Origin of the sequence: Paraburkholderia diazotrophica, assembly GCF_900108945.1 — a bacterium.
GTDB classification, from domain to species: Bacteria; Pseudomonadota; Gammaproteobacteria; order Burkholderiales; family Burkholderiaceae; genus Paraburkholderia; species Paraburkholderia diazotrophica.
This window is the reverse complement of sequence record NZ_FNYE01000017.1, coordinates 125,389-146,845: the sequence shown is the minus strand read 5'-3', so window position 1 is coordinate 146,845 and position 21,457 is coordinate 125,389. Positions and strand designations below refer to the sequence as shown.

The 21,457-nt window shown below is 58.1% G+C and carries 18 protein-coding genes and 1 pseudogene; 8 read left to right on the top strand and 11 right to left on the bottom strand.

Annotated features, from left to right (window positions below; genetic code table 11):
- Positions 1-99: 99 nt before the first annotated feature.
- From BMW76_RS21940 to BMW76_RS41905, 4 genes and pseudogenes are all read left to right on the top strand, one after another.
- Entirely contained in the window at positions 100-744 is a 645-nt protein-coding gene (locus BMW76_RS21940; RefSeq protein ID WP_245763305.1) for a Gfo/Idh/MocA family protein, read from the top strand.
- Between the two features lie 95 nt (positions 745-839).
- Complete coding sequence (locus tag BMW76_RS21935) at positions 840-1,748, top strand: LysR family transcriptional regulator (RefSeq protein WP_090868894.1); 909 nt, start codon at positions 840-842, stop codon at positions 1,746-1,748.
- Between the two features lie 569 nt (positions 1,749-2,317).
- Positions 2,318-2,536, top strand: a complete 219-nt coding sequence (locus BMW76_RS21930) for a hypothetical protein (protein WP_090868850.1) — start codon at positions 2,318-2,320, stop codon at positions 2,534-2,536.
- Positions 2,505-2,689, top strand: a pseudogene (locus BMW76_RS41905) (hypothetical protein). Before BMW76_RS21930 ends, BMW76_RS41905 begins: the two are co-directional and overlap by 32 nt.
- Positions 2,690-2,887: 198 nt before the next feature.
- On the opposite strand, the gene BMW76_RS21920 reads toward BMW76_RS41905, so the two are convergent.
- The 11 genes from BMW76_RS21920 to BMW76_RS21870 form a co-directional block, all read right to left on the bottom strand.
- Entirely contained in the window at positions 2,888-3,970 is a 1,083-nt protein-coding gene (locus BMW76_RS21920; protein WP_245763304.1) for a DMT family transporter, read from the bottom strand.
- 135 nt (positions 3,971-4,105) lie between these two features.
- A complete protein-coding gene (locus BMW76_RS21915) occupies positions 4,106-5,362 on the bottom strand; it encodes an aromatic ring-hydroxylating oxygenase subunit alpha (RefSeq protein ID WP_090868848.1) in 1,257 nt (418 codons plus the stop codon).
- 306 nt (positions 5,363-5,668) lie between these two features.
- Entirely contained in the window at positions 5,669-6,586 is a 918-nt protein-coding gene (locus tag BMW76_RS21910) for a LysR substrate-binding domain-containing protein (protein WP_090868845.1), read from the bottom strand.
- Positions 6,587-6,712: 126 nt separating this feature from the next.
- Entirely contained in the window at positions 6,713-7,714 is a 1,002-nt protein-coding gene (locus tag BMW76_RS21905) for a glycine betaine ABC transporter substrate-binding protein (RefSeq protein WP_090868890.1), read from the bottom strand.
- 260 nt (positions 7,715-7,974) lie between these two features.
- Positions 7,975-9,222 (bottom strand): serine hydroxymethyltransferase, encoded by a 1,248-nt coding sequence (glyA, locus tag BMW76_RS21900; protein WP_090868843.1) that lies wholly within the window; start codon positions 9,220-9,222, stop codon positions 7,975-7,977.
- A gap of 26 nt (positions 9,223-9,248) precedes the next feature.
- Entirely contained in the window at positions 9,249-10,364 is a 1,116-nt protein-coding gene (locus BMW76_RS21895) for a quaternary amine ABC transporter ATP-binding protein (protein ID WP_090868841.1), read from the bottom strand.
- Positions 10,357-11,244, bottom strand: a complete 888-nt coding sequence (locus tag BMW76_RS21890) for an ABC transporter permease (protein WP_090868889.1) — start codon at positions 11,242-11,244, stop codon at positions 10,357-10,359. Before BMW76_RS21890 ends, BMW76_RS21895 begins: the two co-directional genes overlap by 8 nt.
- 59 nt (positions 11,245-11,303) lie before the next feature.
- Positions 11,304-12,575: an NAD(P)/FAD-dependent oxidoreductase gene (locus BMW76_RS21885; protein ID WP_245763303.1), complete on the bottom strand. Its 1,272-nt coding sequence runs from the start codon at positions 12,573-12,575 to the stop codon at positions 11,304-11,306.
- A 72-nt stretch (positions 12,576-12,647) separates the two neighbouring features.
- Positions 12,648-13,541, bottom strand: a complete 894-nt coding sequence (locus tag BMW76_RS21880; RefSeq protein ID WP_090868838.1) for a dihydrodipicolinate synthase family protein — start codon at positions 13,539-13,541, stop codon at positions 12,648-12,650.
- 4 nt (positions 13,542-13,545) lie between these two features.
- A complete protein-coding gene (locus tag BMW76_RS21875; protein ID WP_090868837.1) occupies positions 13,546-15,045 on the bottom strand; it encodes an aldehyde dehydrogenase in 1,500 nt (499 codons plus the stop codon).
- A 61-nt stretch (positions 15,046-15,106) separates the two neighbouring features.
- Entirely contained in the window at positions 15,107-15,832 is a 726-nt protein-coding gene (locus tag BMW76_RS21870) for a GntR family transcriptional regulator (protein ID WP_090868835.1), read from the bottom strand.
- Positions 15,833-16,051: 219 nt separating this feature from the next.
- Here BMW76_RS21870 and BMW76_RS21865 point away from each other — a divergent pair, with 219 nt between their 5' ends.
- The 4 genes from BMW76_RS21865 (at position 16,052) to fdhA (ending at position 21,081) form a co-directional block, all read left to right on the top strand.
- Positions 16,052-17,149, top strand: coding sequence for a GlxA family transcriptional regulator (locus BMW76_RS21865; protein ID WP_245763302.1), 1,098 nt, complete (start codon positions 16,052-16,054; stop codon positions 17,147-17,149).
- Between the two features lie 229 nt (positions 17,150-17,378).
- Positions 17,379-18,509 carry a hybrid-cluster NAD(P)-dependent oxidoreductase gene (locus tag BMW76_RS21860; RefSeq protein WP_090868831.1) on the top strand — a complete coding sequence of 377 codons (1,131 nt, stop codon included), beginning with the start codon at positions 17,379-17,381 and terminating at the stop codon, positions 18,507-18,509.
- A gap of 145 nt (positions 18,510-18,654) precedes the next feature.
- A complete protein-coding gene (locus BMW76_RS21855; RefSeq protein WP_407669002.1) occupies positions 18,655-19,821 on the top strand; it encodes a M24 family metallopeptidase in 1,167 nt (388 codons plus the stop codon).
- 57 nt (positions 19,822-19,878) lie between these two features.
- Entirely contained in the window at positions 19,879-21,081 is a 1,203-nt protein-coding gene (gene fdhA, locus BMW76_RS21850) for a formaldehyde dehydrogenase, glutathione-independent (protein ID WP_090868827.1), read from the top strand.
- The last annotated feature ends 376 nt before the right edge of the window (positions 21,082-21,457 follow it).

Below are 21,457 nucleotides of genomic sequence, written 5' to 3'. Positions count from 1 at the left end.
AAAACAAGCGGAAAGCTTCTCTCACGATCAATCTGCCTCTGTTTGCGCCCGAATGGATGAAAACAACGGCTTGTTCAGCGTTGCCTTAGCGGGCGCGTGATGCTTGCCTTCAATCGACGCTTCGACCCGGACGCCATGCGGCTCAAGCAGGCTATCGAGGACGGTGAAGTCGGCGATGTTCGCCAGGTCGTCATTACGAGTCGCGACCCAGGCCTCGCGCCCCGGGAGTATCTGCGACACTCAGGCGGAATCTTCCGTGACATGACCATTCACGATTTCGATACGGCTCGCTGGTTGCTCGGCGAGGAACCGGTTGAGGTGATGGCAATGGGTAACAGGCTGGTCGACCCGGGTTTGGAAGAGCTTCCGGACTACGACAGCGTGATGGTCCTGCTGCGGACGGCGTCAGGCAAGCAATGTCACATCAACGGTTCGCGCCAGGCCGTGTATGGCTTCGACCAACGAGTCGAAGTCTTTGGTTCAAAGGGAATGGTCCTGAACGAGAATCACCGACCGTCAAGCTTGCGCCGGTGGACGAGCGAAACGACGGAGGCGCGTGAGCCGTTGCTCAACTTCTTTCTCGAGCGGCACGCTGACTCGTACAAAGTTGAACTCGACGGCTTCCTGACGGCGCTCGAAAACAACACACCGATGCCCGCGACGCCTGTGGACGGCATTCGCGCTCTGCGAATCGCGAACTGCGCTCTCGAGGCAGCCAAAACAGGCCGCGCAGTGAAGATTTAAATCGGACCGGCTCGTCCGCGGACGCTCGCCCTCAGGTTGACAATGCGCGTGTCTATGCCCTATATGTTGAATAAAATTCCTCAATGGGGCACGACATGGCACAGGTCGACACGTTCAGCGGAATATTGATATTCGTCACTGCCGCGAAGTCGCGCAGCTTCACCGACGCAGCCGAAGAACTTGGGTTAACCAAGTCTGCCGTCGGGAAGGCAATCGCAAAACTGGAAGACCGCCTCGGCGCGCAACTATTCCATCGCACCACGAGAAGCATCTCGCTCACGGCCGACGGCGATGCATATTTTGCGGCATGCGCCTCGGCACTCGATGAAATTTCCACGGCGGAAACTGCTCTTGGACCCGGCAACCAGCGGCCTATCGGTCGCTTGCGGATTGACATGCCGGCAGCCTTCGGCCGGCGCATTCTTGTCCCAATATTGCTGGACATCGCTCGAAAGAATCCAGACCTTCAGTTCACGATGACCTTTTCGGACCATCTCATTGACCCGATTGAGGAAGGCGCTGACCTTGTTATTCGCTTCGGTGAACTCGAAAGCTCAAGTGGGCTGATTGCTCGTCGCCTCACTAGGCAGCGCATGGTGATTGCGGCATCGCCCGACTATCTTGCACAGCGCGGCACTCCTAGCCGGCTAGAAGACTTGAAAAATCACTCATGCATTCTCGGCCATCGCCGTGGCCAGCCGCTATCGTGGCGTGTCAATGTCGATGGCGAGTACCGTCGGATTTCACCACCCGCAACCCATCAAATCAGTGACGGCGACTCGATTGTTGAGGCCGCTCTTGCGGGCTTGGGACTTTGCCAGATGCCAATGTCACTCCTCCGACCTCACCTTGAGGCGGGCGCGTTGATGTCCGTTTTCGACGATATTTCGACTGAAGTCATAGACGTGCATGCCGTCTGGCCGAAGGTAGCCCATCTGCGACCTAAGGTGCGTCACGTGGTCGACACTTTAGTGGCACTGGCCGAACGGGGCGAACTGGACTGAATCCCTGAGCGCATGGCAAGTGTTGTGCCGAACAAATGAGCTTCTTGGAGCTGGGCAGAGGGCAGCCAAGGAGTGCGCCGACGTGTGGTGACTTCGAACTGCGCGGCTGTGTCCGCAAAGGACGTCGTGGGCTGCAGGCTACATGGAAGAGATGCCGCTCGCTTGAACTAACTCCTCGTCCAGGATGCATCTACTCCATCCCTCTGACAGAGGAGCGGTTACGCTCAAACGCAGGGCGATTCAACGGAAGCGCTACAGCGAGCTACTCTCAGGAAGCTCGTCGCTTAAGCTTAGGGAATTACACAGATTAAAGATTATATGATTACTGGAGCGCCCGACTGGGAAAACGCATGACCTCCAGCAGCGTTTTCAGAAGTGGATACCCAATTTCCGCGTGTGAAGGTCAAGCAAAACGTGGGGTGGAGGTCAAGTTGCATGTGGGCGGGGGTCAGGTAGACCGTGGGTGAAGGTCAAGTCACGTCGACTGATTTCGACATAAGCTTGCCTCACGACAGTATTGTCGAAACTATTATTCGCAACTTCGCACCCCGCGCAGCGAGCCGGCCACCTTGACGCTCTGGGCGCCAAGCGTCAAGGTTGTCGACGCGCTGTACCAGGCGCGCTATCTCATCTCGTTGCACAACGGCATGACCGTACGGTGCGATGGTGAAGAGTGGGCGCTTGATTTTGCTCAGGAGTCGCAGATGATTGACGCTACGTTGAAGCTGGCCGGCGTCGACATCCAACGGGTCAGACATCAGGCGCAAAGGCCAACGAAAGCGAACTGAGAAGTATCGCAGATACGCCCTGTGGGGCCATGCCATCCCGCAACAGGAAGACATCGCGCGCCGGCTCGCTTTTCCACGAGCGGCACATTCACACGTGAGACGAGTGTCGTTGAAATGTCCGGGGTCTTGGGAGTCTTCGACACTGAAGACTAAGCAGAATCCGCCGGTCTCTCGTGTGCCGCGCGCCGGGACGATAGCCATGACTGACGGTCGCCAGGTTGAGTCAGACTGGCGTCGCGGACAGCCGAGATAGCAAAGCATCCTGGCGGCGGATGCAACTGCCCGGCATATTACGCGTGACAGCAGGACCGCAGAGCACCAGCACGCTGGTGTTAGGAGAGACTGAACTGCTCAACCCGCAGTACTTGGCCCTCCTTCTACTTGAGCTAACAGCGAGACCGTTGTAGCCCGCTGTTGCCCGAATTGAAGCAAAACGATACTCACAAAGATGAGAGCGATGGCCGTCATCTCCAGCAGCCCGAATCGCTCCCCTATAAGCCATCCAATCAGCAAAGCCACGGCCGGAGCCAGATAGTTTGAACTCGAAGAAGCCACGGCGCCGAGCTTGTCAAGCAGATAGTAGTAAAGGAGGAAGGCTATGCCCGTACCCATAATACCTAAGCCAATAACCAGTCCTATTGTGGCTCTCCAATCCGCAAAAACTCGACGTACGCCAGTGAAGTCCGTCAAGAAGTAGAGGATAACCAACGCCAGTCCCATTTGCCATGTCGCCAATGCTAATGGTGGGAGGTTTGCGGTGGATAGAAAGCGACGAACGTAAATGTACGATAAGCCTAGTATCATGGAACTCGCGATTAACCAGCTAACACCTGCTAAATCGATAGCGCCATTCGCGCCGTCCCAAGGGCGTGCAATCAGGACGATGCCCGCAAAGCCAATAACGACACCAGCGCCCATCATTCCGTTAAATTTCTCTGACCGAAGAAAAAGCGGGGAGAAAATGGCTGTAAAAGGAGCAATAGCTCCAGCCAACACACCAGCGATGCCTGATGGGAGTACCGAGGTGCCTTTGATAATAGCTATGAAATAGAAAGCTGTTGCGCCCGCCGCCATGACGAGAAAGTGCGGCAGCAGGCGCAATTGCTGGCGAGTGATGGCCCGTTGATGCCACGCGGCAAGTGCAAGAGGCAGAAATCCGAAAAGCACACGTAGAAACGCTACCTGTGTCGGATTGATAAGAGCCGTAGCCCACTTCATGTAGATGAAGTTCGAGCCGCCAAGGATGCCGAGTAAAACGAATGCAATGCTCGTGAGTCTCATAATCGGCGGAGAACCAAACGGTAGACCTGCGATGAGAAACAGACCGCCCAAGGTCAGACGGTGCCAATCCGACAGTAGCGTGAAGACATCTACCTGATGAGGCTTGTCAGCGAACGACGATGGAACTGGCAGTTGGGTGGTCCTGGCCTTCATCGTGGTATCGGCAAAGCGCAAGGGCGGCTTGAGCCGCCCTTCCGTTGTACCACGTCGAACACCTTAACCCGCCGATGTCTTCGATACTTGGCGCGGTGCTCGCACCTTCAAGCAGCGATTCAACGGCGCTTGGAGTCAGATGCCATGCGCCTTCAGACGCCCTGCATACCAGCCGACGAACTGGTCGACATAATTTTCGGTGGACGGCGAGTATGGTCCAGGAATGTACCCGGGGTCCTGTGCACCACGATGATTGATGGCGACGAGGCTTGCATCCTGCGCATTCGTGGCGACCCAGACCTCAGTCAGCTTCGTCACGTCGTAGTCGACGCCTTCCACGGCGTCAGCGTGAACCAGCCATTTCGTGCGGCAGAGGGTCTTTTCTGGAGTCAACGGAATGATGTAAGAAATCATCGCATGGTCGCTCATCACATGCGTCCACGAGTTGTGGGTCCACATGTGAGTATCGCCCAGGTCACGACGGGTAAGATTACCCAACAGCTTTTGACAGGCAACCTTCGTGTCTATCGTTTGCGACTCGCCGTCACCTCCAATCATCAGCCGCTCGGTGCGGAAGTGCGTTGCAACGTCCCCGCTGAGCTCCTCGACGGCCGAACACAGCCACCCCTCGCTTTCCCAATTTGCCTGCGTCTCGGCATTGAGCTTGTTGTAGGCGTCGAGCGCTTTTATCCCTTCCTCGTCCATGCCGTCTGCGCTGGAGCTTGTCGACTCCGGAATGAACGACATCGTCAACTCGGGGTGCCCCGCTTCGCAGTGGTAGCACTCGCGGTTGTTCTCCATGACGAGCTTCCAGTTGCCGTCCTCGATAATCTCCGATTCGAATGCAATCTTCGTGTTCTGCAGTTCGTACGGAGCGAAGCGCGGCGCCATCGTTTCTTCGAGCTTCGCGATGTCGGCCGGCGGCTCATCGGCAAAGCACACGAACACATGTGTGCCGACTACCTTGAGATGTACCGGCCGCAGATTACGACAGGTCGCGTCAAAGTCCTTCCCCATGTGCTTCGCGTGACGCAGGCTGCCGTCGAGGTCGTACGTCCACTGGTGATACGGGCACACGAGCATGCCGACCGTCGACTTCCCCGCTTCTTTCAGGCGGGCACCACGATGCCGGCACACGTTGCGATAGGCACGGATGTTCTCGTCGTCGTCGCGCACGATGATGACCGACGCCTTGCCGATGTCGACGACGGAAACGTCGCCGGGCTCCGGTACGTCCGCCGTCACGCCGACCATAATCCAGTGCTGGTGGAAGAAAATATCGATGTCGGTTTCGAACACATCCGGTCGGCTAAAAACCTCTCCCGGCATTCCGCAGCCAGGCTCGCGGCCTCGAACAAGCTCACCAAGGGGCTTCAACACGAACTCAGACATCGTTTTTCTCCAACATTCAGGGGGTATCGGGACTTCGAATGGTCCCGCGTTAACCTTAAGTATTGGATTACCCAAAATCCGCGTCAATGCGCTTTATTTTCGCGGAAGTATTACTTTAAATTATAGGTCGCGCGTGTACGGCAAACCCCAGCCCGCTGCGGCGGAGCGCGATTTTTTGAACCATGAGAGAGGATGGTAAGGCGTGCGGCGAGAGGGCGCCAGAACGCGCCGCGGAGCTCTGACACGCAGCGCTCCCGCCGAGATGGTCATTTGCTGCTTACCGCCCCTTCAAAGCGCTGCTGCTGCTCATGAAATCCTGACAGCGTTTCTCAACGTTTCAATCAGCGTTTGAATGGTCGGCGACATGGCCTTGCCGTGTGGCACGACCATATAGTAGGCGTCGTCCAAGGTAATGGAGGCGCTCGTCAAACGCACGAGTTCGCCTGATGCGAGGTGCTCGTGCAGCAGACTTCCAAATCCAAGTGCAACCCCCTGGCCAAGCCGGGCGGCCTGCACTGCGTCGGTATAAAGACAGGTGCGCATGCCATACTTGAGTTTAGTTGGGCGCGCGCCCACGGTCCGAAACCATTCCTCCCAGGTCAGCCATCCTTCCGACGTCGGGTCGTATGCGATGAGCGTCATGTTCGCGAGTTCATCCAGTGACGCAGGGGCGCCGTATTCGTCTTTCCAGGCTGGCGAGCACACCGGAAACACCTGCTCGCCGAAAAGCAGGTGTGATGTTCCATCGCTCCACCGCCCGTTGCCCCAGCGAACGGCCGCATCGACCTCGTTGTGGCGAAGGTCGGCCGTGAACATGGTCGTGGTAAGGCGAATGCGCAGGTTTGGCTGAAGGCGTTTGAGCCTCGCCAGGCTGGACATCAGGCGGAAATGCGCAAACGAGGCGGTCGTCGCCAGCACAAGTTCTTCATCTTCGATACCAGTCGACAGGCGGTCAAAAACGCCCGCAATTTTTCCCATCGCTTCGGCAACGACCGCGTACAGAGCCTGGCCCTCGCTCGTGAGCGTGGTGGTGCGATGTAACCGGTCGAGCAGGCGGACACCAAGCATTTCTTCCAGCAGCCTGACCTGACGGCTGACGGCTGCCTGGGTGACGCCAAGCTCGGCAGCGGCAAGCGTGAAGCTTCGTAGTCTCGCTACCGCCTCGAACTCGACGAGTGCCGTTAGTGACGGGATAAGTCGACGATAACCCTTTGCGCTGTCCATAGCCGCTTTCATTGTGAGCTTGTGAAGAGAATAGCTCTTCTTGATATAGCTTCGGTGGGCGGCAATCGCCGCCCACCGATGACTTGCCTCTCAGACGAAGCACGGAGCAACCGTCTCGTTCTGCGCTTACAGCGACGCCTTGATTTTTTCGGCCGCTGCCGGCGTCACCCACTTCGTCCAGATTTGCGGCTTCTCTTTCAGGAAGTGCTTCGCCGCGTCTTCACCTGTTGCCTGGTTGTCGGTCATCCAGGCCATGACCTGCTGAACATCAGCTGTGGAGAACGTGCGCGTGTTCAGATATTTCATCACGTCCGGGCTTGCCTTGTCGGCAAATGGCTTCGAGACCAGCGTGAGCAGTCGGCTTCCCGGCCAGCCAGTCGGCTTCGGGTCCGGACAACTGGCAACCGTCGTGCAACGCTTCCACTCAGCCAGGTCGACAGGGACGCCCTCACTCAGTCTCACCATCTTGTATTTGCCAAGCAGCGAAGTCGGCGCCCAGTAAACGCCGAGCCAGCCCTGTTTGCGCTCATACGCCTTTACCAGAGAACCGTCCAGGCCTGCCGCAGAACCCGTATCGACGAGCCGGAATCCTTTCTGCTCAGCACCGAACGCCTTGTACAGCTGCGCGGTGTTGACCGTCACGCCCCATCCTTGAGGGCCGTTGTAAATCGCGCCTTTCCCAGGGTTTTCCGGGTCCGGAAACAATTCGGGGTGTTTTAAGGCATCAGGAATCGTTTTGATTTCGGGATGCGCATCGGCGACATATTTTGGAATGTACCACCCGTACACCGCGCCTTCCTGGATGACATTGCCCGCGAGGATGATTTTCTTCGAATCAATACCTTGCTTGGCGACGGCGGGCAACAGGTCAATTGCCCCTTCTGGCACGATGTCGGGCTTTCCTTTGTCCACCATCGACGTTATCGTCGGAACCGTGTCGCCAACAACGCTATTCACCGAGCAGCCGTAGCCGTCCTGAAGAATAACCTTGTCGATAGCGGCTTCAAGTTCCGCGCTCTGCCAGTTCATGCTTGCAATAGTGACGTTCCCACAACCGGCGGCGTAAGCTTGCGAGCTGGTCCAGAAAACCCCGACCGCGACAAGCGCCCCTAGAAATTTCAGTTTCATTTCAGTTCCCAAAAAGTTGCCGGAGCTTCCCCGGTATGCGTTGGTCATTGCGCCATACAGATTTCCATTTAAATCGGAAACCTAACGAACGCACTACGATAATTACCTGCGATTTCTTGATTCACCCGCCTGACAACAACTGCCAGTCGTTCCTCGGAAGCGACTTTCCAAACCCGGTTACCAGGTCCACAGACAAAACGGCCGACTACAGACCACGGCAACCTTCAATCTTTCGAACGCCTCGATTTCCCCATACGAGGCTAGCGGTAGACCGGGAACCGCTTCGTCAAATCTGCGACCTGAGCGCGCACCCGTTCAATCGTGGCCGGGTCTTCCGGACTTTCAAGCACATCCGCAATCAGGTTGCCGACCAGTTCCGCTTCCTTTGTGCCGAAACCGCGCGTGGTCATGGCCGGCGAGCCGAGACGTACGCCGCTCGTGACGAACGGCTTTTCGGGGTCGTTCGGAATTGCGTTCTTGTTGACCGTGATATGCGCGGCACCGAGCGCAGCTTCTGCGGCCTTACCCGTAATCTTCTTTGCGCGCAGGTCCACAAGCATTACGTGGCTCTCCGTATGGCCGGAAACAATGCGCAAGCCGCGCTTGACTAGCGTCTCGGCCAGCACCCGCGCGTTGTCGACGACAGCTTGTTGATACGTCTTGAACTCCGGTGCCAGCGCTTCCTTGAACGCGACCGCCTTAGCCGCGATGACGTGCATCAGCGGCCCGCCCTGGATGCCGGGGAAGATTGCAGAATTGATTTGCTTCTCGTATTCCGCCTTCATCAGGATGACGCCACCGCGCGGGCCACGCAGGCTCTTGTGCGTAGTCGTCGTGACGAAATCAGCATGCGGCACCGGGTTCGGATACAAGCCGGCAGCGATGAGACCGGCGTAGTGCGCCATATCGACCATGAGATACGCACCTACGCTCTTCGCAATCCTCGCCAGGCGCTCGAAGTCGATGCGCAGCGCGAACGCCGACGCACCCGCGATGATGAGCTTCGGTTTGTGTTCTTTCGCGAGTGCCTCGGTCTTGTCGTAGTCGATGTCTTCGGCCTCGTTCAGACCGTAGCTCACGACGTTGAACCACTTGCCCGACATGTTGACCGATGAACCATGTGTCAGATGACCGCCTTCCGCGAGGCTCATGCCCATGATGGTGTCACCCGGTTTGAGCATCGCGAAGAACACGCCCTGATTGGCTTGCGAGCCCGAGTTCGGCTGAACGTTCGCGGCTTCAGCGCCGAAAAGCTGCTTCACGCGGTCGAAAGCCAGCTGCTCGACGACATCGACGTACTCGCAGCCACCGTAGTAGCGCTTGCCGGGATAGCCTTCGGCATACTTGTTGGTCAACTGCGAGCCCTGCGCCGCCATGACAGCGGGCGAGGTGTAGTTTTCCGACGCAATCAGTTCGATGTGGTCTTCCTGGCGACGGTTTTCCTGGGTGATTGCTTTAAGCAATTCCGGGTCAATGGCTTCGAGAGTATGTTCGGCTCGGTTAAACATATGAGGTCAGAGATTGAGGAGAGAATTCATACACGGGAAACTGCGACCGGCGCATCTGCGCGACCGAGCTCTTCAGCAGGCATCCGACTCGCATCGCAGCCTTCTTCCGAAGTAATCAGGGCGCACGCCAACTGACGGAGATTCACGGTGCCGAGCGGCTGATTTTCCGAACCAACGACAGTCAGTTGCTCGATTGCAGGGTTGTGCGTGAGCATCGAAATCGCCTCCTCAATCGTCGTGCCGGCCGCAACTTGATTTCCAGCCGATGCGACGCCCAAACGAGACGGTGACATCACAGACTCAACGCAGACGACTCGCCCACGATTCACCTGCTTCACGAAGTTCGTCACATATTCGTCGGCCGGTCGCAGCACGATGTCCTGCTTCGTGCCCTGCTGTACGATGCAGCCGTCGCGAAGAATGGCAATCTGGTCGCCAAGACGGAGGGCTTCGTCCAGGTCGTGCGTAATGAAGACAATCGTCTTCCTGATTTCCTTCTGGAGGTCCAACAGCACGCTCTGCATGTCCATGCGGATGAGCGGGTCGAGCGCCGAGTACGCCTCATCCATCAGGAGAACGGGTGCATCCATCGCAAGTGCTCGCGCGAGGCCGACGCGTTGCTGCATGCCACCTGACAACTGGTTCGGGAAGCGCTGTTCGAAGCCTTTGAGTCCAACACGCTCAATCCAGCGCATTGCCGTCGCAACAGATTCGCTGCGCTTCACGCCGCAAATTTCGAGTCCGTAGACGACGTTGTCGAGCACGTTCCGGTGGGGAAGCAACGCGAACTTCTGGAAAACCATCGCTGTTTGGCGCCGACGGAATTCGCGCAAACCGCGAAAGCCCATCTTGCAGACATCGACACCGCCAATCAGGACTTCCCCCGCAGTCGGGTCGATAAGCCGGTTGATGTGCCGGATGAGCGTCGACTTGCCCGAACCCGACAGACCCATGATGACCTGGATGGAACCGGCCGGGATGTCCAGATTGATGTCTCGAAGGCCAAGGACATGACCCGTTTCCTTCAGCAGGTCGGCCTTGGACATACCGTTTTTGACGGCTTCGACATGGGATGCGGCCTTGGGTCCGAAAATCTTGTACAGATGCTGGATTCGGATGCCGCCGGATTGGATGTCAGCCATGGACCACCTCCTGATGCTTTTGGAGCCGCTTGCCATATGCCTGACTGACGCGGTCGAAGATAACCGCGATACCCACGATAGCAAGACCGTTGAAGATACCGAGCGTGAAGTACTGATTCGCGATGGCTTTAAGAACCGGCTGCCCCAGCCCCTGGACGCCAATCATCGCTGCGACGACCACCATTGCCAGCGCCATCATGATGGTTTGGTTGACTCCCGCCATGATGGTCGGCAGTGCCAGCGGCAACTGCACTTTCAGCAGTCGTTGCCAGCCCGATGAGCCGAATGCGTCAGCTGCCTCGAGGATGTCGCGGTCGACCAGCCGGATGCCGAGATTGGTCAATCGAATCATCGGCGGAATCGCGTAGATGACCACAGCAATAAGACCAGGCACGCGTCCGATACCGAGCAGCATTACGACTGGAATCAGATAGACGAAGCTCGGCATCGTTTGCATCACGTCGAGGATTGGGTCCACCAGCTTGCGGACACGGTCCGACTTCGCCATGAGAATCCCGATTGGCAAGCCAATGACAATCGACAGGAACGTGCACACGAAAATCATCGATACAGTGCGCATCGTGTCTTGCCACATGTCGAGGTACCCGATGAGGGCCAGTGTGACGAAGCACCCGAGCACCACCTTCCAGTTCCTGCTAGCACCCCAGGCGATGACCATGACGAGCAGCATGATGATGGGCCACGGCGTCTGGGTCATGAAACGCTCCGCCGCCATCAGGAACTCCTGCAGCGGATGGAAGAAGCTGTCAATCGGGTCGCCGTATGCCGCCGTGAATGCGCGGAAGCCGTCGTCGATTGAACGCTTCATATGCAGAAGCGCCTCGTCCTGCATATGTGGGAATTTGTTTATCCAGTCCATTTTTTCCTCCATCATTCAGTCGCTCACCAGTGCTGCCTGCCTCGCGACGTGAAAGGTGATTACTCCGCTCCAGCCGACCATTCCTTCATGCTGAGATTGGCCGTTGCTCCTATCGTCAGGAAAGGCTGGGGCGGCAGCCGCTTCGGTGCTGCAAAACCCCGGAACACCTGAACCAGCCACGAGTCCCGGCCCAATGCAGCCTCCGCGGCAGCTATCCCGGACGCGGTTGCCTTCGTGGCACCGACTCCGTTACAGGCAATCGCCGCGAAGACGCCAGGCTCGATTTCCCCGAACGCGGGAACGCCGTTCCAGGTGAGCGCCATGGCGCCTGCCCATCGATACTCCATCGGGATACCCTTCAGCATGGGAAACCGTGTTTCGAACTTCTGGTCATGCACCTTGCCGGCTCTGGCAATCGCTCTTTTGCTCACCTGCATACGGGGGTTATAGGTATACCGGGAGCGAATCAGAATCCTGTCTCCCTTATCGCCTTCAACACGGCGAACGGTCGTCCCCATGGGGAACGCAGGTGTCGCCGCCCACGAGCGCTGGCCGCCCAACCGCTTCGGGTCGAATGCTTCCGTCATCGAGGCGTAGGTATAGACGTGCAACAGCTGTCCACGAAAGAGACCGAAGCTTTGTGCCTGCCCGTTGTTCGCCAGGATAATTTTTGCCGCGTTCACAGCACCCTTCGGCGTCTTGACCTGCCAGGACGCGCCCTGTCGTTCGAACGACAAGGCAGGGGTGTTCTCGTAAAGCTTCACCGGGTCATTGAATGAATCAGCCAGCCCCCTGATGTATGCAGCGGGTTGGATGATGACGGTCCCAGGAGTAAAAATCGCCGACGTGAATGATTTGGTTCCAGTGACAGCAGCAATCTCGTTTGCATCGAGCAGACGGTACGGTTCGTTGACCTTGTCCAACTGCTTTGCGTATGACGCGACGTGCTGGTCACCCTGCAGCCCCAGGGCGACGTTGTACTTTCCGCAAGGGTCGAAAATATCTTTCCCCCAGCCCTTTTCTGTGGCCAGCTCCTGCGCGAGCGCGATTGCGATGCGGTGAACCTTAATATCGTGCCGTCGCTCGTTGGTGTCAGAGCCGCCGTAGTCTTCTGACGAAACCTCGTGAGGCAGGTCGATAATGAAGCCCGAGTTCCGACCGGTAGCGCCCTCCGCAATTTCCCCTGCCTCGAGGATGACGACTTTTAGCTTCGGGTCGAGTTGGGAAAGACGTCTTGCTGCTGACAGCCCCGCGAAGCCGCCACCGATAACCACGATGTCGGCATTCACCGTTCCTTTGAGCGTCGGGCGCGGCGTCCTGGGCGGCAGCATGGATACCCAGCCAGATTGGCCGAGGTGTTGCGGAAGTTTGCTCGCTACGTACATGATGATTGGCCCAATTGCTTAAACAGCGAGCTTTTCGCGCTCGACCAAGTCACCGAGCGCGCTACGCAAGGCGTCGGACTTCTTCGCGGAAAGCCGGGCGAGCGGTCGACGGGGATTTCCCGCGCCATAGCCCGTCATCTCGGCGGCAGCATAGACAGACTGGACGTAGTCGCCCTCCCAAATCAGCGACATGGCTGGCTCGAGCGCGCGCCAGAGTTCTCTCGCGTCGTCCCAGCGATGTTCTTGTGCCGCCGTGACGAACTGCGTGCACGTCTTCGGGGCAAAGTTTGCACCGCCCCAAATCAGCCCACGGACGCCTGCATACATCGCGTATGGCATCAGCGGGTCCGCGCCATTCATCATCGGCAGCCCGGTGCGAACAAGCGCTGCCTGCTTGCTCAAATCTCCGCTGCTGTCCTTCACGGCGAGGAATTCCGGGATTTCGCAGAGACGGCGCAGGAGCGATGGCGTGATTTCCACACCTACGGCTTGCGGTACGTTGTAGCCGATGATGGGCAGGCCGCCGCGTGCAACGGCCGCATAGAACTCGAAGACACCGTCGTCGTCCGTCGGTCCTTCGAAGAACGGCGGCAGGACCATCACAGCGCCAGCACCGCTGTCAGCTGCGTGACGGGTGCGCTCGACGACGTCATCGACGAGCAGCGCAGACGTCTGCGCGATGATGCGTGCCCGCCCATTGATGACCTTCGCGCCGAACGCAACCAGCGCCTTCGACTCTTCCTGCGACAGATACACGTGCATGCCCGTGCCCGAGCTGAGCACGAAGCCACGAATACCAGCAGCGAGGTATTGCTCAATCAGCTTCTCCAGTCGACCGTGGTCTGGCTTACCGTTCTCATCGAAAGGAGTACTAATTGCAAGGTTGATGCCAGTAAATGAAAAATCTTTCATGTCGTTACTCTTCGTCCGCTTCGTTGTCATTCAGGTCGAGCCAGATGGTTTTCAGCTGGGTGTACTGGTCATGCGCGTGGAGCGAGTTGTCGCGTCCGCCGAAACCCGACTGTTTGAAGCCGCCAAATGGAGTCGTGATGTCGCCTTCACCAAATGAATTTACGGTCACGGTGCCTGCCCGAAGTGCGCGTGCTGCACGCAATGCTCGCTTCCCATTACCAGCAAACACGGAAGCTGCAAGGCCGTAGTCAGTGTCGTTCGCGATGTCGATTGCTTCCTGCAAGCTGCTTACCGTGATAACGGACAGAACCGGTCCGAAAATTTCTTCGCGAGCGTGCTTCGCGTCATTGCTTGCGACGTCGATGATGGTGGGATGGACGTAGCGTCCGTCGCTAGTCTGTCCGCCATAGAGGACCTTTATGTCGTCCGACAGATACGACTGCACCTTCTCATAATGCTGCTGCGAAACGAGCGGCCCGATTCGGTTTGCCGGGTCGAGCGGGTCGCCGACACGCCATTCGTCGGCGAGCTTCATGATTCTGTCGAGCAGCGGCGCCTTGATGTCGCGATGAACGATGAGTCTGGAAATCGCCGAGCAGTTTTCACCCATGTTCCAGAGGGCGCCATTGACAATGTGGCCCGCTACTGCATCGAGGTCGGTCGCATCGGACATCACGATGCAGGGGTTCTTGCCGCCCATTTCGAGCACAATCTCCTTGAGATTGCTTTCGGCGGAATACGTCAGGAAGCGCCGCCCCGTATCGGTCGAACCGGTGAACGACACCATATCAATGTCACGATGGCGGCCAATCGGTTCGCCGACGGCAGGACCGGTGCCCGTCACGACATTGAAGACACCAGCGGGAATGCCTGCTTCGAGCGCGAGCTCAGCGACCCGCATGGTCGTGAGCGACGTTTCTTCAGCGGGCTTCACCACGAGCGAGCAGCCTGCGGCAAGAGACGGCCCGATTTTCCACGCGAGCATCAGCAGCGGGAAATTCCACGGCAGGACGAGGCCGACGACACCGACTGCCTCGCGCACAATCATCGAGATGTGGCTGTCAGAGGCCGGGGAGACCTGGTCGTAGATTTTGTCGATTGCCTCGGCGTGCCAACGCAGGACGTTGACCGTTTCCGGAACGTCAACGGTCTGGCAGTCGAAGATGGTCTTGCCCGCATCGAGACTCTCCATGACTGAGAGCTCAAGAGCGTTCTTCTCAATGAGGTCGGCCAACCGGAGAATCGCCTGCTTGCGAGCAGCGGGATGCAGCTTCGACCAGCGTCCGTCGATGAATGCGGCACGGGCACTCGCTACAGCTGCGTCCACGTCTTCTTTCGAACAGGCCGGCACGTCAGCGAGATGCTCGCCCGTGGCCGGATTGAACGTCGCAAACGTCTCGCCCGACGCCGCACCGCAAGCCTTGCCGTCGATGATGACCTGGCTGGGCAGCTTCAGCTCACGGGCGATTTTTTGATATTCGCTCCTGGACAGCAAATCAGTCATATCAGTCTCTCTTGATACGGGTTTTCATGAGGAACCGAACAAACCACTCGGTTCGCGGAAGTTAGAAATTCATCTGCACATCAACACCGTCCGGTGCCACGTAAGACGCCATGTTTCGCCGCGCCAGGTACACGTGGGCGCGCACAATTTCTCCAGCCGCTTCCGCATCGCGACGCTGAATGGCGTCGATGATGCCCTCGTGCTGCTGCACCGCTTCCGCGAGTTCCGCATCCATTCGCTCGTCGCGCGGCTGATAGAAAGTCTTGCCGAGCCGCGCGTGGTCAATCAGCAGGCGGCAGAGGCTTGGCAACAGATACGGGTTGTGAGCCATCTTGCCGATTGCAAGGTGGAACTCGTCGTTCTGCAGCACCCGCTCATCGACGCCGCCGCCTTCGACTGCCGCGCGGAACCGTTCCTGAATGCGCTTCAGGCCATCGATTTCGGCCTGCGTCGCGTGCACTGCCGCCAGCTTGGTCGTCGCAACGTAAATCAGCGGCGCCGCCAGAAAGTAGTTGCGCAGAGAGTCATAGTTCATTGACGCAACGCGCGCTGCGCGATTTGCTTCAAGCTCGATATAGCCCTCGGCTGCCATCTGCCGCATCAGTTCGCGCACGGGCGGGCGCGACAGGCCGAACTCCTCGGCGAGGGCCACCTCGTCCAGGGAGGCGCCCGGCGCCATCTCCATGCTGAGGATGCGGTGCCGTAGAGCCTGTCCCAAGGCCGCCTTGCGGTCCAGGGACGAGGCCTGTCCATCCTCTCTATCGAGTTCAACGACGTTCGCTTTCATGTGCACTCCTGTTGCATTTATCTTGTGTCTACAAATTGTATTGGTCAAGCCGACAATGCGTCTAATAAGGGAAGACACTGACGTAGGCCCGCAGATGTCGGTGATAACTTTGGCTCCATCGGGGTTCTACAGCATGGGTTGGTCGATGTCTTTTTTCCTTCGATATGTGTGATACATGGAATTTCCTCTCAACATTGACTCACCGCGAGGGAGAAAATAGTGGAGCCCGCTCCTGTTCGGTTCGGAATCGTCCTGCTGCCCAATTTCACGCTTACGGCATTGTCAGGCTTTATCGATACCTTGCGTCTTGCAAGTGACGTCGGCGACAAGAGCAGACCCGAGCGTTGCACCTGGCAAATCGTGGGAGAAAACCTGAGGCCCGTTCGGGCGAGCTGTGGCGTGCAAATGTCTCCGTGGACAACCTTTGACGGCGCTGTCGACTACCAATACATCGTAGTCGTCGGCGGGTTGCTCCATTCGGGCTCGGAAACAACCGAGGCCACGCTCGAGTACCTGCGTAGAGCGGCCTCGTCCGGCGCATCTCTAGTCGGAATATGTACTGGCGCGTTTGCGCTCGCGCGGGCGGGGCTGGTGGATAAACAGCAAATCTGCATAAGCTGGTTCCACTATGAAGATTTCCTCGAGCGCTTTCCATTCATCCCAACGAACCTCGTGGTGACTGACAGCTTTTTCGTAGCTGATGGAAATCTGATTACCTGCTCGGGCGGAGCCGCGTCGATTGATGTAGCGGCGGCCACTCTTCGGAGACACATCGCCCCTGAGGTGGTGAGCAAAGCACTCCGCATCCTGCAGGTTGCTGACCCGGGCGCACGGAGTGACCAGCAACCTTTTCCACCCTCGGTGACATCGCAGTTCAGTCCGAAAATCCGCAGGGCCATCGCACTGATGGAGCAACATCTGTCATCGCCACTGGGTCTCGATGAACTTGCAGCCAGGGTCGATGCTTCGCCGCGACAGCTTGAGCGTCTTTTCACCGCAGAGACTAGCCTAACGCCCGCGTCCTATGCGCGCCTCGTCCGTGTGCGCGTGGCCGTGTGGCTGCTACGACGTTCTCGAAAGAGCATCAGCGACGTCGCGGAGGTCTGTGGCTTCACCGATGTGTCTCACTTGGGCAGAGAGCTAAAGCGCGTAGTGGGCATAACCCCCAAAGAATGCAGAGACATGGACGCGAGAAAGCTGCCCGAGGCACTGCGTACTCTTCTCGAAGGCAGGGATTTGGCGCGGCTGAATTCACCTGTGATGGATACTCTGGACTTGCCTCAGCCCACGTCCACAGAGCCTCTGCGCGACGCATAACTTAATGTAATAGTGCCGCGAAAATAAAGCGCATTGACGCTGATTTATAAGCCACCAATACTCAAGGCACAGCAAAGGTGGTGGATTCGCGCGAAGACAATATCAGAACGATGAGCCTGGCAACGTGCCCGACTCTCCCCTTATCCGCGAGTACGACAATGTACGTTGAGCAGTTCACGCGCTGGTCAGCAGCCGAATGAGCGCAAGGCGTCCCAACAGATTTGATGCTATGAACTCGGTAGAAAGAATGTTCGGCCTGACGCACGACGCAATCGACAGACTGTCCGATGCCCATACCTGGGAGAGCGGTGCAACGTACTGGGCAAGCGGTGAGCAGACGACACTGACCTGTTGTCGAGTGGTGGACGAGACTCACGACGTCAAGAGCTTCGAGTTTCGCGTCGGTGATGGCACGCCCATCCGCTTCGAGCCGGGTCAGTTCATGACGGTATCGGCTAGCGTTCAAGGACAGTCAGTCGAGCGCTGCTACACGATTTCCTCTCCGCCTACGCGACCCTATCTGGTATCCATCACAGTGAAGAGCGTACCCGGCGGCGTCATGTCCAACTGGCTACACGAGAATATGAAGCCCGGGACCCAGTTGCGCGCATTTGGGCCATCCGGCAGCTTCACGCCGACAGCAGCTCCAGCAACGAGGTCGTTGTACCTGTCCGCCGGCTCGGGTGTCACGCCGCTCATGTCCATGACACGCGCGAGTATCGACCTCGGGTTGGACCGTGACATTGTCTTTGTTCATAGCGCGCGGACGCCGGCAGACATCGTCTTCCGAGAGGAACTGAAGAAGCTCACGGAACTGTCTCCTCGCCTTAAGACATTCTTCATGTGTGAAGGCGTTGGAGACGAAGACGGCTGGTCTGGCCCGGTTGGCCGACTCAGCCTCCAGCTTCTCTCCCAGTGGGTACCCGACTACATCGAGCGCGAGGTATTTACTTGTGGTCCCGCTGGCTACATGAACGCGGTTCGCACATTGCTTCATGAGGGCGGACACAACCCAGCGCGCTATCACCAGGAAAGTTTCGACATCAGCGCCGGCGTCGCACCGGAACCCATCGCACCGGCGAGCGAGGCCGCGCAACAGTCCTTCACCATCAAACTATCCCGCTCGTCGAAGACGTTCACGATGAACGCGGCGGAGACAGTCCTCTCCGCTGCGAGAAAAGCCGGAGTGGCAATCCCGTCATCGTGCAGTCAAGGCATGTGCGGCACGTGCAAGACGAAGGTGCTTGAAGGCACGGTTGACATGAACCACAACGGCGGAATCCGGGAGCGGGAGATTCAGAAGGGATTCCGACTCCTCTGCTGCAGCCGTCCGACTTCGGATTTAGTACTGGAGCTTTGACAGTCTCCGGTATCTCTTTCGGGCCGCTTGTTATTTTGGCGCAACCCCACACTCACAATAATGTCTGGAGCAACCAAGAATGACGGATGACCAGCTCGCGGATGTAGCTGCCGCCGCCGTTGAAACCAGCGGAAAGGTAAGCATAATGCGCGACGTTCGAGCGTATAGGCTCGCTCGGGTACAGGAACAGTTGCGCAAAAACAAATGCCCCGCAATCCTGCTCTACGACCCGGTCAACATTCGATACGCGACCGACACGTCAAACATGCAGGTTTGGGCGGGCCGTAATCCCGCGAGATACGTCATGGTATTCGCTGACGGTCGCATCATCGCGTGGGAATTTCACAGCAGTGAGCACGTATGGGACGGGCTGGACCTGAACGTCGAGTTACGTGGCGCACTGAGCTGGACGTTCTTCAACGCTGGGCATGAAGCTGAGCGCCGCGCCGAGACGTGGGGTGCAGAGATAGTCGACGTCTTCCGGAAGAACGCACCTGGCGACAGCTTGCTGGCGGTAGACCGGCTCGACCCGTTCGGCACGGCATATCTGGAAAAGCATGGCATTACCCTGCTGGACGGGCAGGCCCTGATGGAGACGGCGCGCCTAATAAAATCACCGGGCGAACTCGTGCTGATTGGCGAGTCGCTGCGCACCGCCGAAAAAGGAATTGAGCGTATGCGTCGCGAGCTTCGCCCTGGACTGACTGAAAATGACATCTGGGCGAACCTGCACTATGAGAACATCCGGAACGGCGGTGAGTGGATTGAAACCCGACTCCTCGCGTCGGGTGACCGGACCAATCCCTGGATGCATGAATGTTCCAGCCGGGTATTGCAAGCCGGCGACCTTCTCGCGTTTGACACGGACATGGTCGGGCCGAACGGCTACTGCTCGGATATCTCGCGCACCTGGCTGGTCGGTGACGGCCGTCCTTCCGACGAGCAGCGCAAGCTTTACGAGCTCGCCTACGCGCAGGTCCACTTCAACATGGACATTTTGCGCCCGGGAATGACGTTCCATGAGTTCTCGGAAAAGGCATGGAAGATTCCGGAGCAATACGTCAAGAACCGGTATTGCTGTCTTGCCCACGGCATCGGGATGGTCGATGAGTATCCCTCAATTGCCCACCAGGTCGACTGGGAAAGCGCGGGTTACGACGGCCTGTTCGAGGTCGGGATGACGGTATGCGTCGAAAGCTATATCGGCGCGGAAGGCGGTACTCAGGGCGTGAAGCTCGAGCAGCAGGTCGTGCTCACGGAGAACGGTTGTGTCTCGCTTACCGACTGCAGTTTCGAGACCCACTGGCTGTGATGCTGCTCGAGTAGAGCCGCATCGGCATTCCATCTACACATGACATCAGGAGACAGCATGTCAGGCAATCGTGGAGTCGTTTATATCGGACCCGGAAAGGTCGAGGTTCAGAAAATCGCCTTTCCGGAACTCGTCGACCCTGCCGGCAGGAAAGCCAATCACGGAGTCATTCTTCGAGTCGTCGCGACGAATATCTGTGGGTCGGACCAGCACATGGTCCGCGGAAGGACCACGGCTCCTGCCGGGCTCGTCCTCGGTCACGAGATAACGGGTGAAGTCATCGAAATCGGCTCCGACGTCATGACGTTGAAAAAAGGCGACATGGTCTCGGTCCCGTTCAACGTAGCGTGCGGCCGATGCCCGATGTGCAAGGCGCAAAACACCGGCGTCTGTCTCAACGTCAACCCGGCGCGCGCAGGCGGTGCTTACGGCTACGTCGATATGGGCGGCTGGATTGGCGGCCAGGCCGAATACGTCATGGTGCCGTATGCAGATTTCAATCTGCTCAAGTTCCCGGACCGCGACCGCGCGATGGAGAAGATTCGCGACCTGACCTGCTTGTCGGACATTCTGCCGACGGGTTACCACGGTGCGGTAACAGCCGGCGTCGGACCCGGCTCAACGGTATATGTTGCTGGCGCAGGCCCTGTCGGACTTGCCGCCGCTGCGTCTGCCCGACTCCTGGGAGCGGCCGTCACCATTGTTGGCGATGTGAATCCAGCACGGCTCGAACACGCAAGACGCGTCGGATTCGAGACCGTCGACCTTTCCGAAGACGCCTCGCTCGCAGAGCAGATTGCCAACCTGCTCGGCGAGCCGGAAGTAGACTGCGCCATCGACTGCGTCGGATTCGAAGCGCGCGGTCACGGTCACTCTGGCTCTCAAGTCGAGGCACCCGCGACCGTCCTGAATTCGCTCATGGAAATCACGCGAGCTGCTGGCAAGATTGGTATCCCGGGGCTGTACGTGACGGATGACCCCGGTGCCACGGATTCCGCTGCGAAGCACGGCAGCCTGTCCGTGCGCTTCGGTTTGGGCTGGGCAAAGTCGCACTCCTTCTTCACGGGCCAAACCCCTGTGATGAAGTACAACAAGAATCTGATGCAGGCGATTCTTTGGGACCGGTTGAATATCGCTGAGGTCGTCAACGTGACCGTTATCGAACTCGACCAGGCTCCCGGTGGCTACGCCGAATTTGATTCCGGCGTGCCCAAGAAGTTTGTCATCGACCCGCACGGTAGTCTGAAGGCTGCGGCCTGAGACAGGATGCCGTATTGACGAGAAGCATTTCGTGTAGGTCCCTGAGGTGAGCGCTTTGCGGCCAGTCGAGAGATTGGCTGCATTTTTTCTTTAAACGGGAAGTAACCGCATCCGACACGTGGAGCCTCGTCGTGTCTCTTCACGAGTGATTTTTGGTCTCAGTGTTGCATCGAGCGTGAAGCGTGGGCAGCAGGCCCGGAAGCAACCGCTTGAATCCACCGGGTCTCAACGGTGCCTCGCACGTCATCCGCCACCTGGACGCTGCGGGTGCCGAACGATACGAGAATTAGTGCGTGTCCATGCTGTACAAGGTACGCTATCAGTTGCCAAGGCCAGATTCACGGTGCGATATGGCAGAAGCTTTCGGTAACGAAAG

What these genes read in the sequence shown, in the direction of transcription:
- BMW76_RS21880 (WP_090868838.1), bottom strand. Translation starts at nt 13,541, where the DNA reads ATGAAAGATTTTTCATTTACTGGCATCAACCTTGCAATTAGTACTCCT.
- BMW76_RS21855 (WP_407669002.1), top strand. Translation starts at nt 18,655, where the DNA reads ATGCGCGACGTTCGAGCGTATAGGCTCGCTCGGGTACAGGAACAGTTG.
- fdhA (WP_090868827.1), top strand. Translation starts at nt 19,879, where the DNA reads ATGTCAGGCAATCGTGGAGTCGTTTATATCGGACCCGGAAAGGTCGAG.
- BMW76_RS21885 (WP_245763303.1), bottom strand. Translation starts at nt 12,575, where the DNA reads ATGCTGCCGCCCAGGACGCCGCGCCCGACGCTCAAAGGAACGGTGAAT.
- BMW76_RS21870 (WP_090868835.1), bottom strand. Translation starts at nt 15,832, where the DNA reads ATGAAAGCGAACGTCGTTGAACTCGATAGAGAGGATGGACAGGCCTCG.
- BMW76_RS21910 (WP_090868845.1), bottom strand. Translation starts at nt 6,586, where the DNA reads ATGGACAGCGCAAAGGGTTATCGTCGACTTATCCCGTCACTAACGGCA.
- BMW76_RS21935 (WP_090868894.1), top strand. Translation starts at nt 840, where the DNA reads ATGGCACAGGTCGACACGTTCAGCGGAATATTGATATTCGTCACTGCC.
- BMW76_RS21890 (WP_090868889.1), bottom strand. Translation starts at nt 11,244, where the DNA reads ATGGACTGGATAAACAAATTCCCACATATGCAGGACGAGGCGCTTCTG.
- BMW76_RS21920 (WP_245763304.1), bottom strand. Translation starts at nt 3,970, where the DNA reads ATGAAGGCCAGGACCACCCAACTGCCAGTTCCATCGTCGTTCGCTGAC.
- BMW76_RS21940 (WP_245763305.1), top strand. Translation starts at nt 100, where the DNA reads ATGCTTGCCTTCAATCGACGCTTCGACCCGGACGCCATGCGGCTCAAG.
- BMW76_RS21875 (WP_090868837.1), bottom strand. Translation starts at nt 15,045, where the DNA reads ATGACTGATTTGCTGTCCAGGAGCGAATATCAAAAAATCGCCCGTGAG.
- BMW76_RS21905 (WP_090868890.1), bottom strand. Translation starts at nt 7,714, where the DNA reads ATGAAACTGAAATTTCTAGGGGCGCTTGTCGCGGTCGGGGTTTTCTGG.
- BMW76_RS21915 (WP_090868848.1), bottom strand. Translation starts at nt 5,362, where the DNA reads ATGTCTGAGTTCGTGTTGAAGCCCCTTGGTGAGCTTGTTCGAGGCCGC.
- BMW76_RS21895 (WP_090868841.1), bottom strand. Translation starts at nt 10,364, where the DNA reads ATGGCTGACATCCAATCCGGCGGCATCCGAATCCAGCATCTGTACAAG.
- BMW76_RS21860 (WP_090868831.1), top strand. Translation starts at nt 17,379, where the DNA reads ATGAACTCGGTAGAAAGAATGTTCGGCCTGACGCACGACGCAATCGAC.
- glyA (WP_090868843.1), bottom strand. Translation starts at nt 9,222, where the DNA reads ATGTTTAACCGAGCCGAACATACTCTCGAAGCCATTGACCCGGAATTG.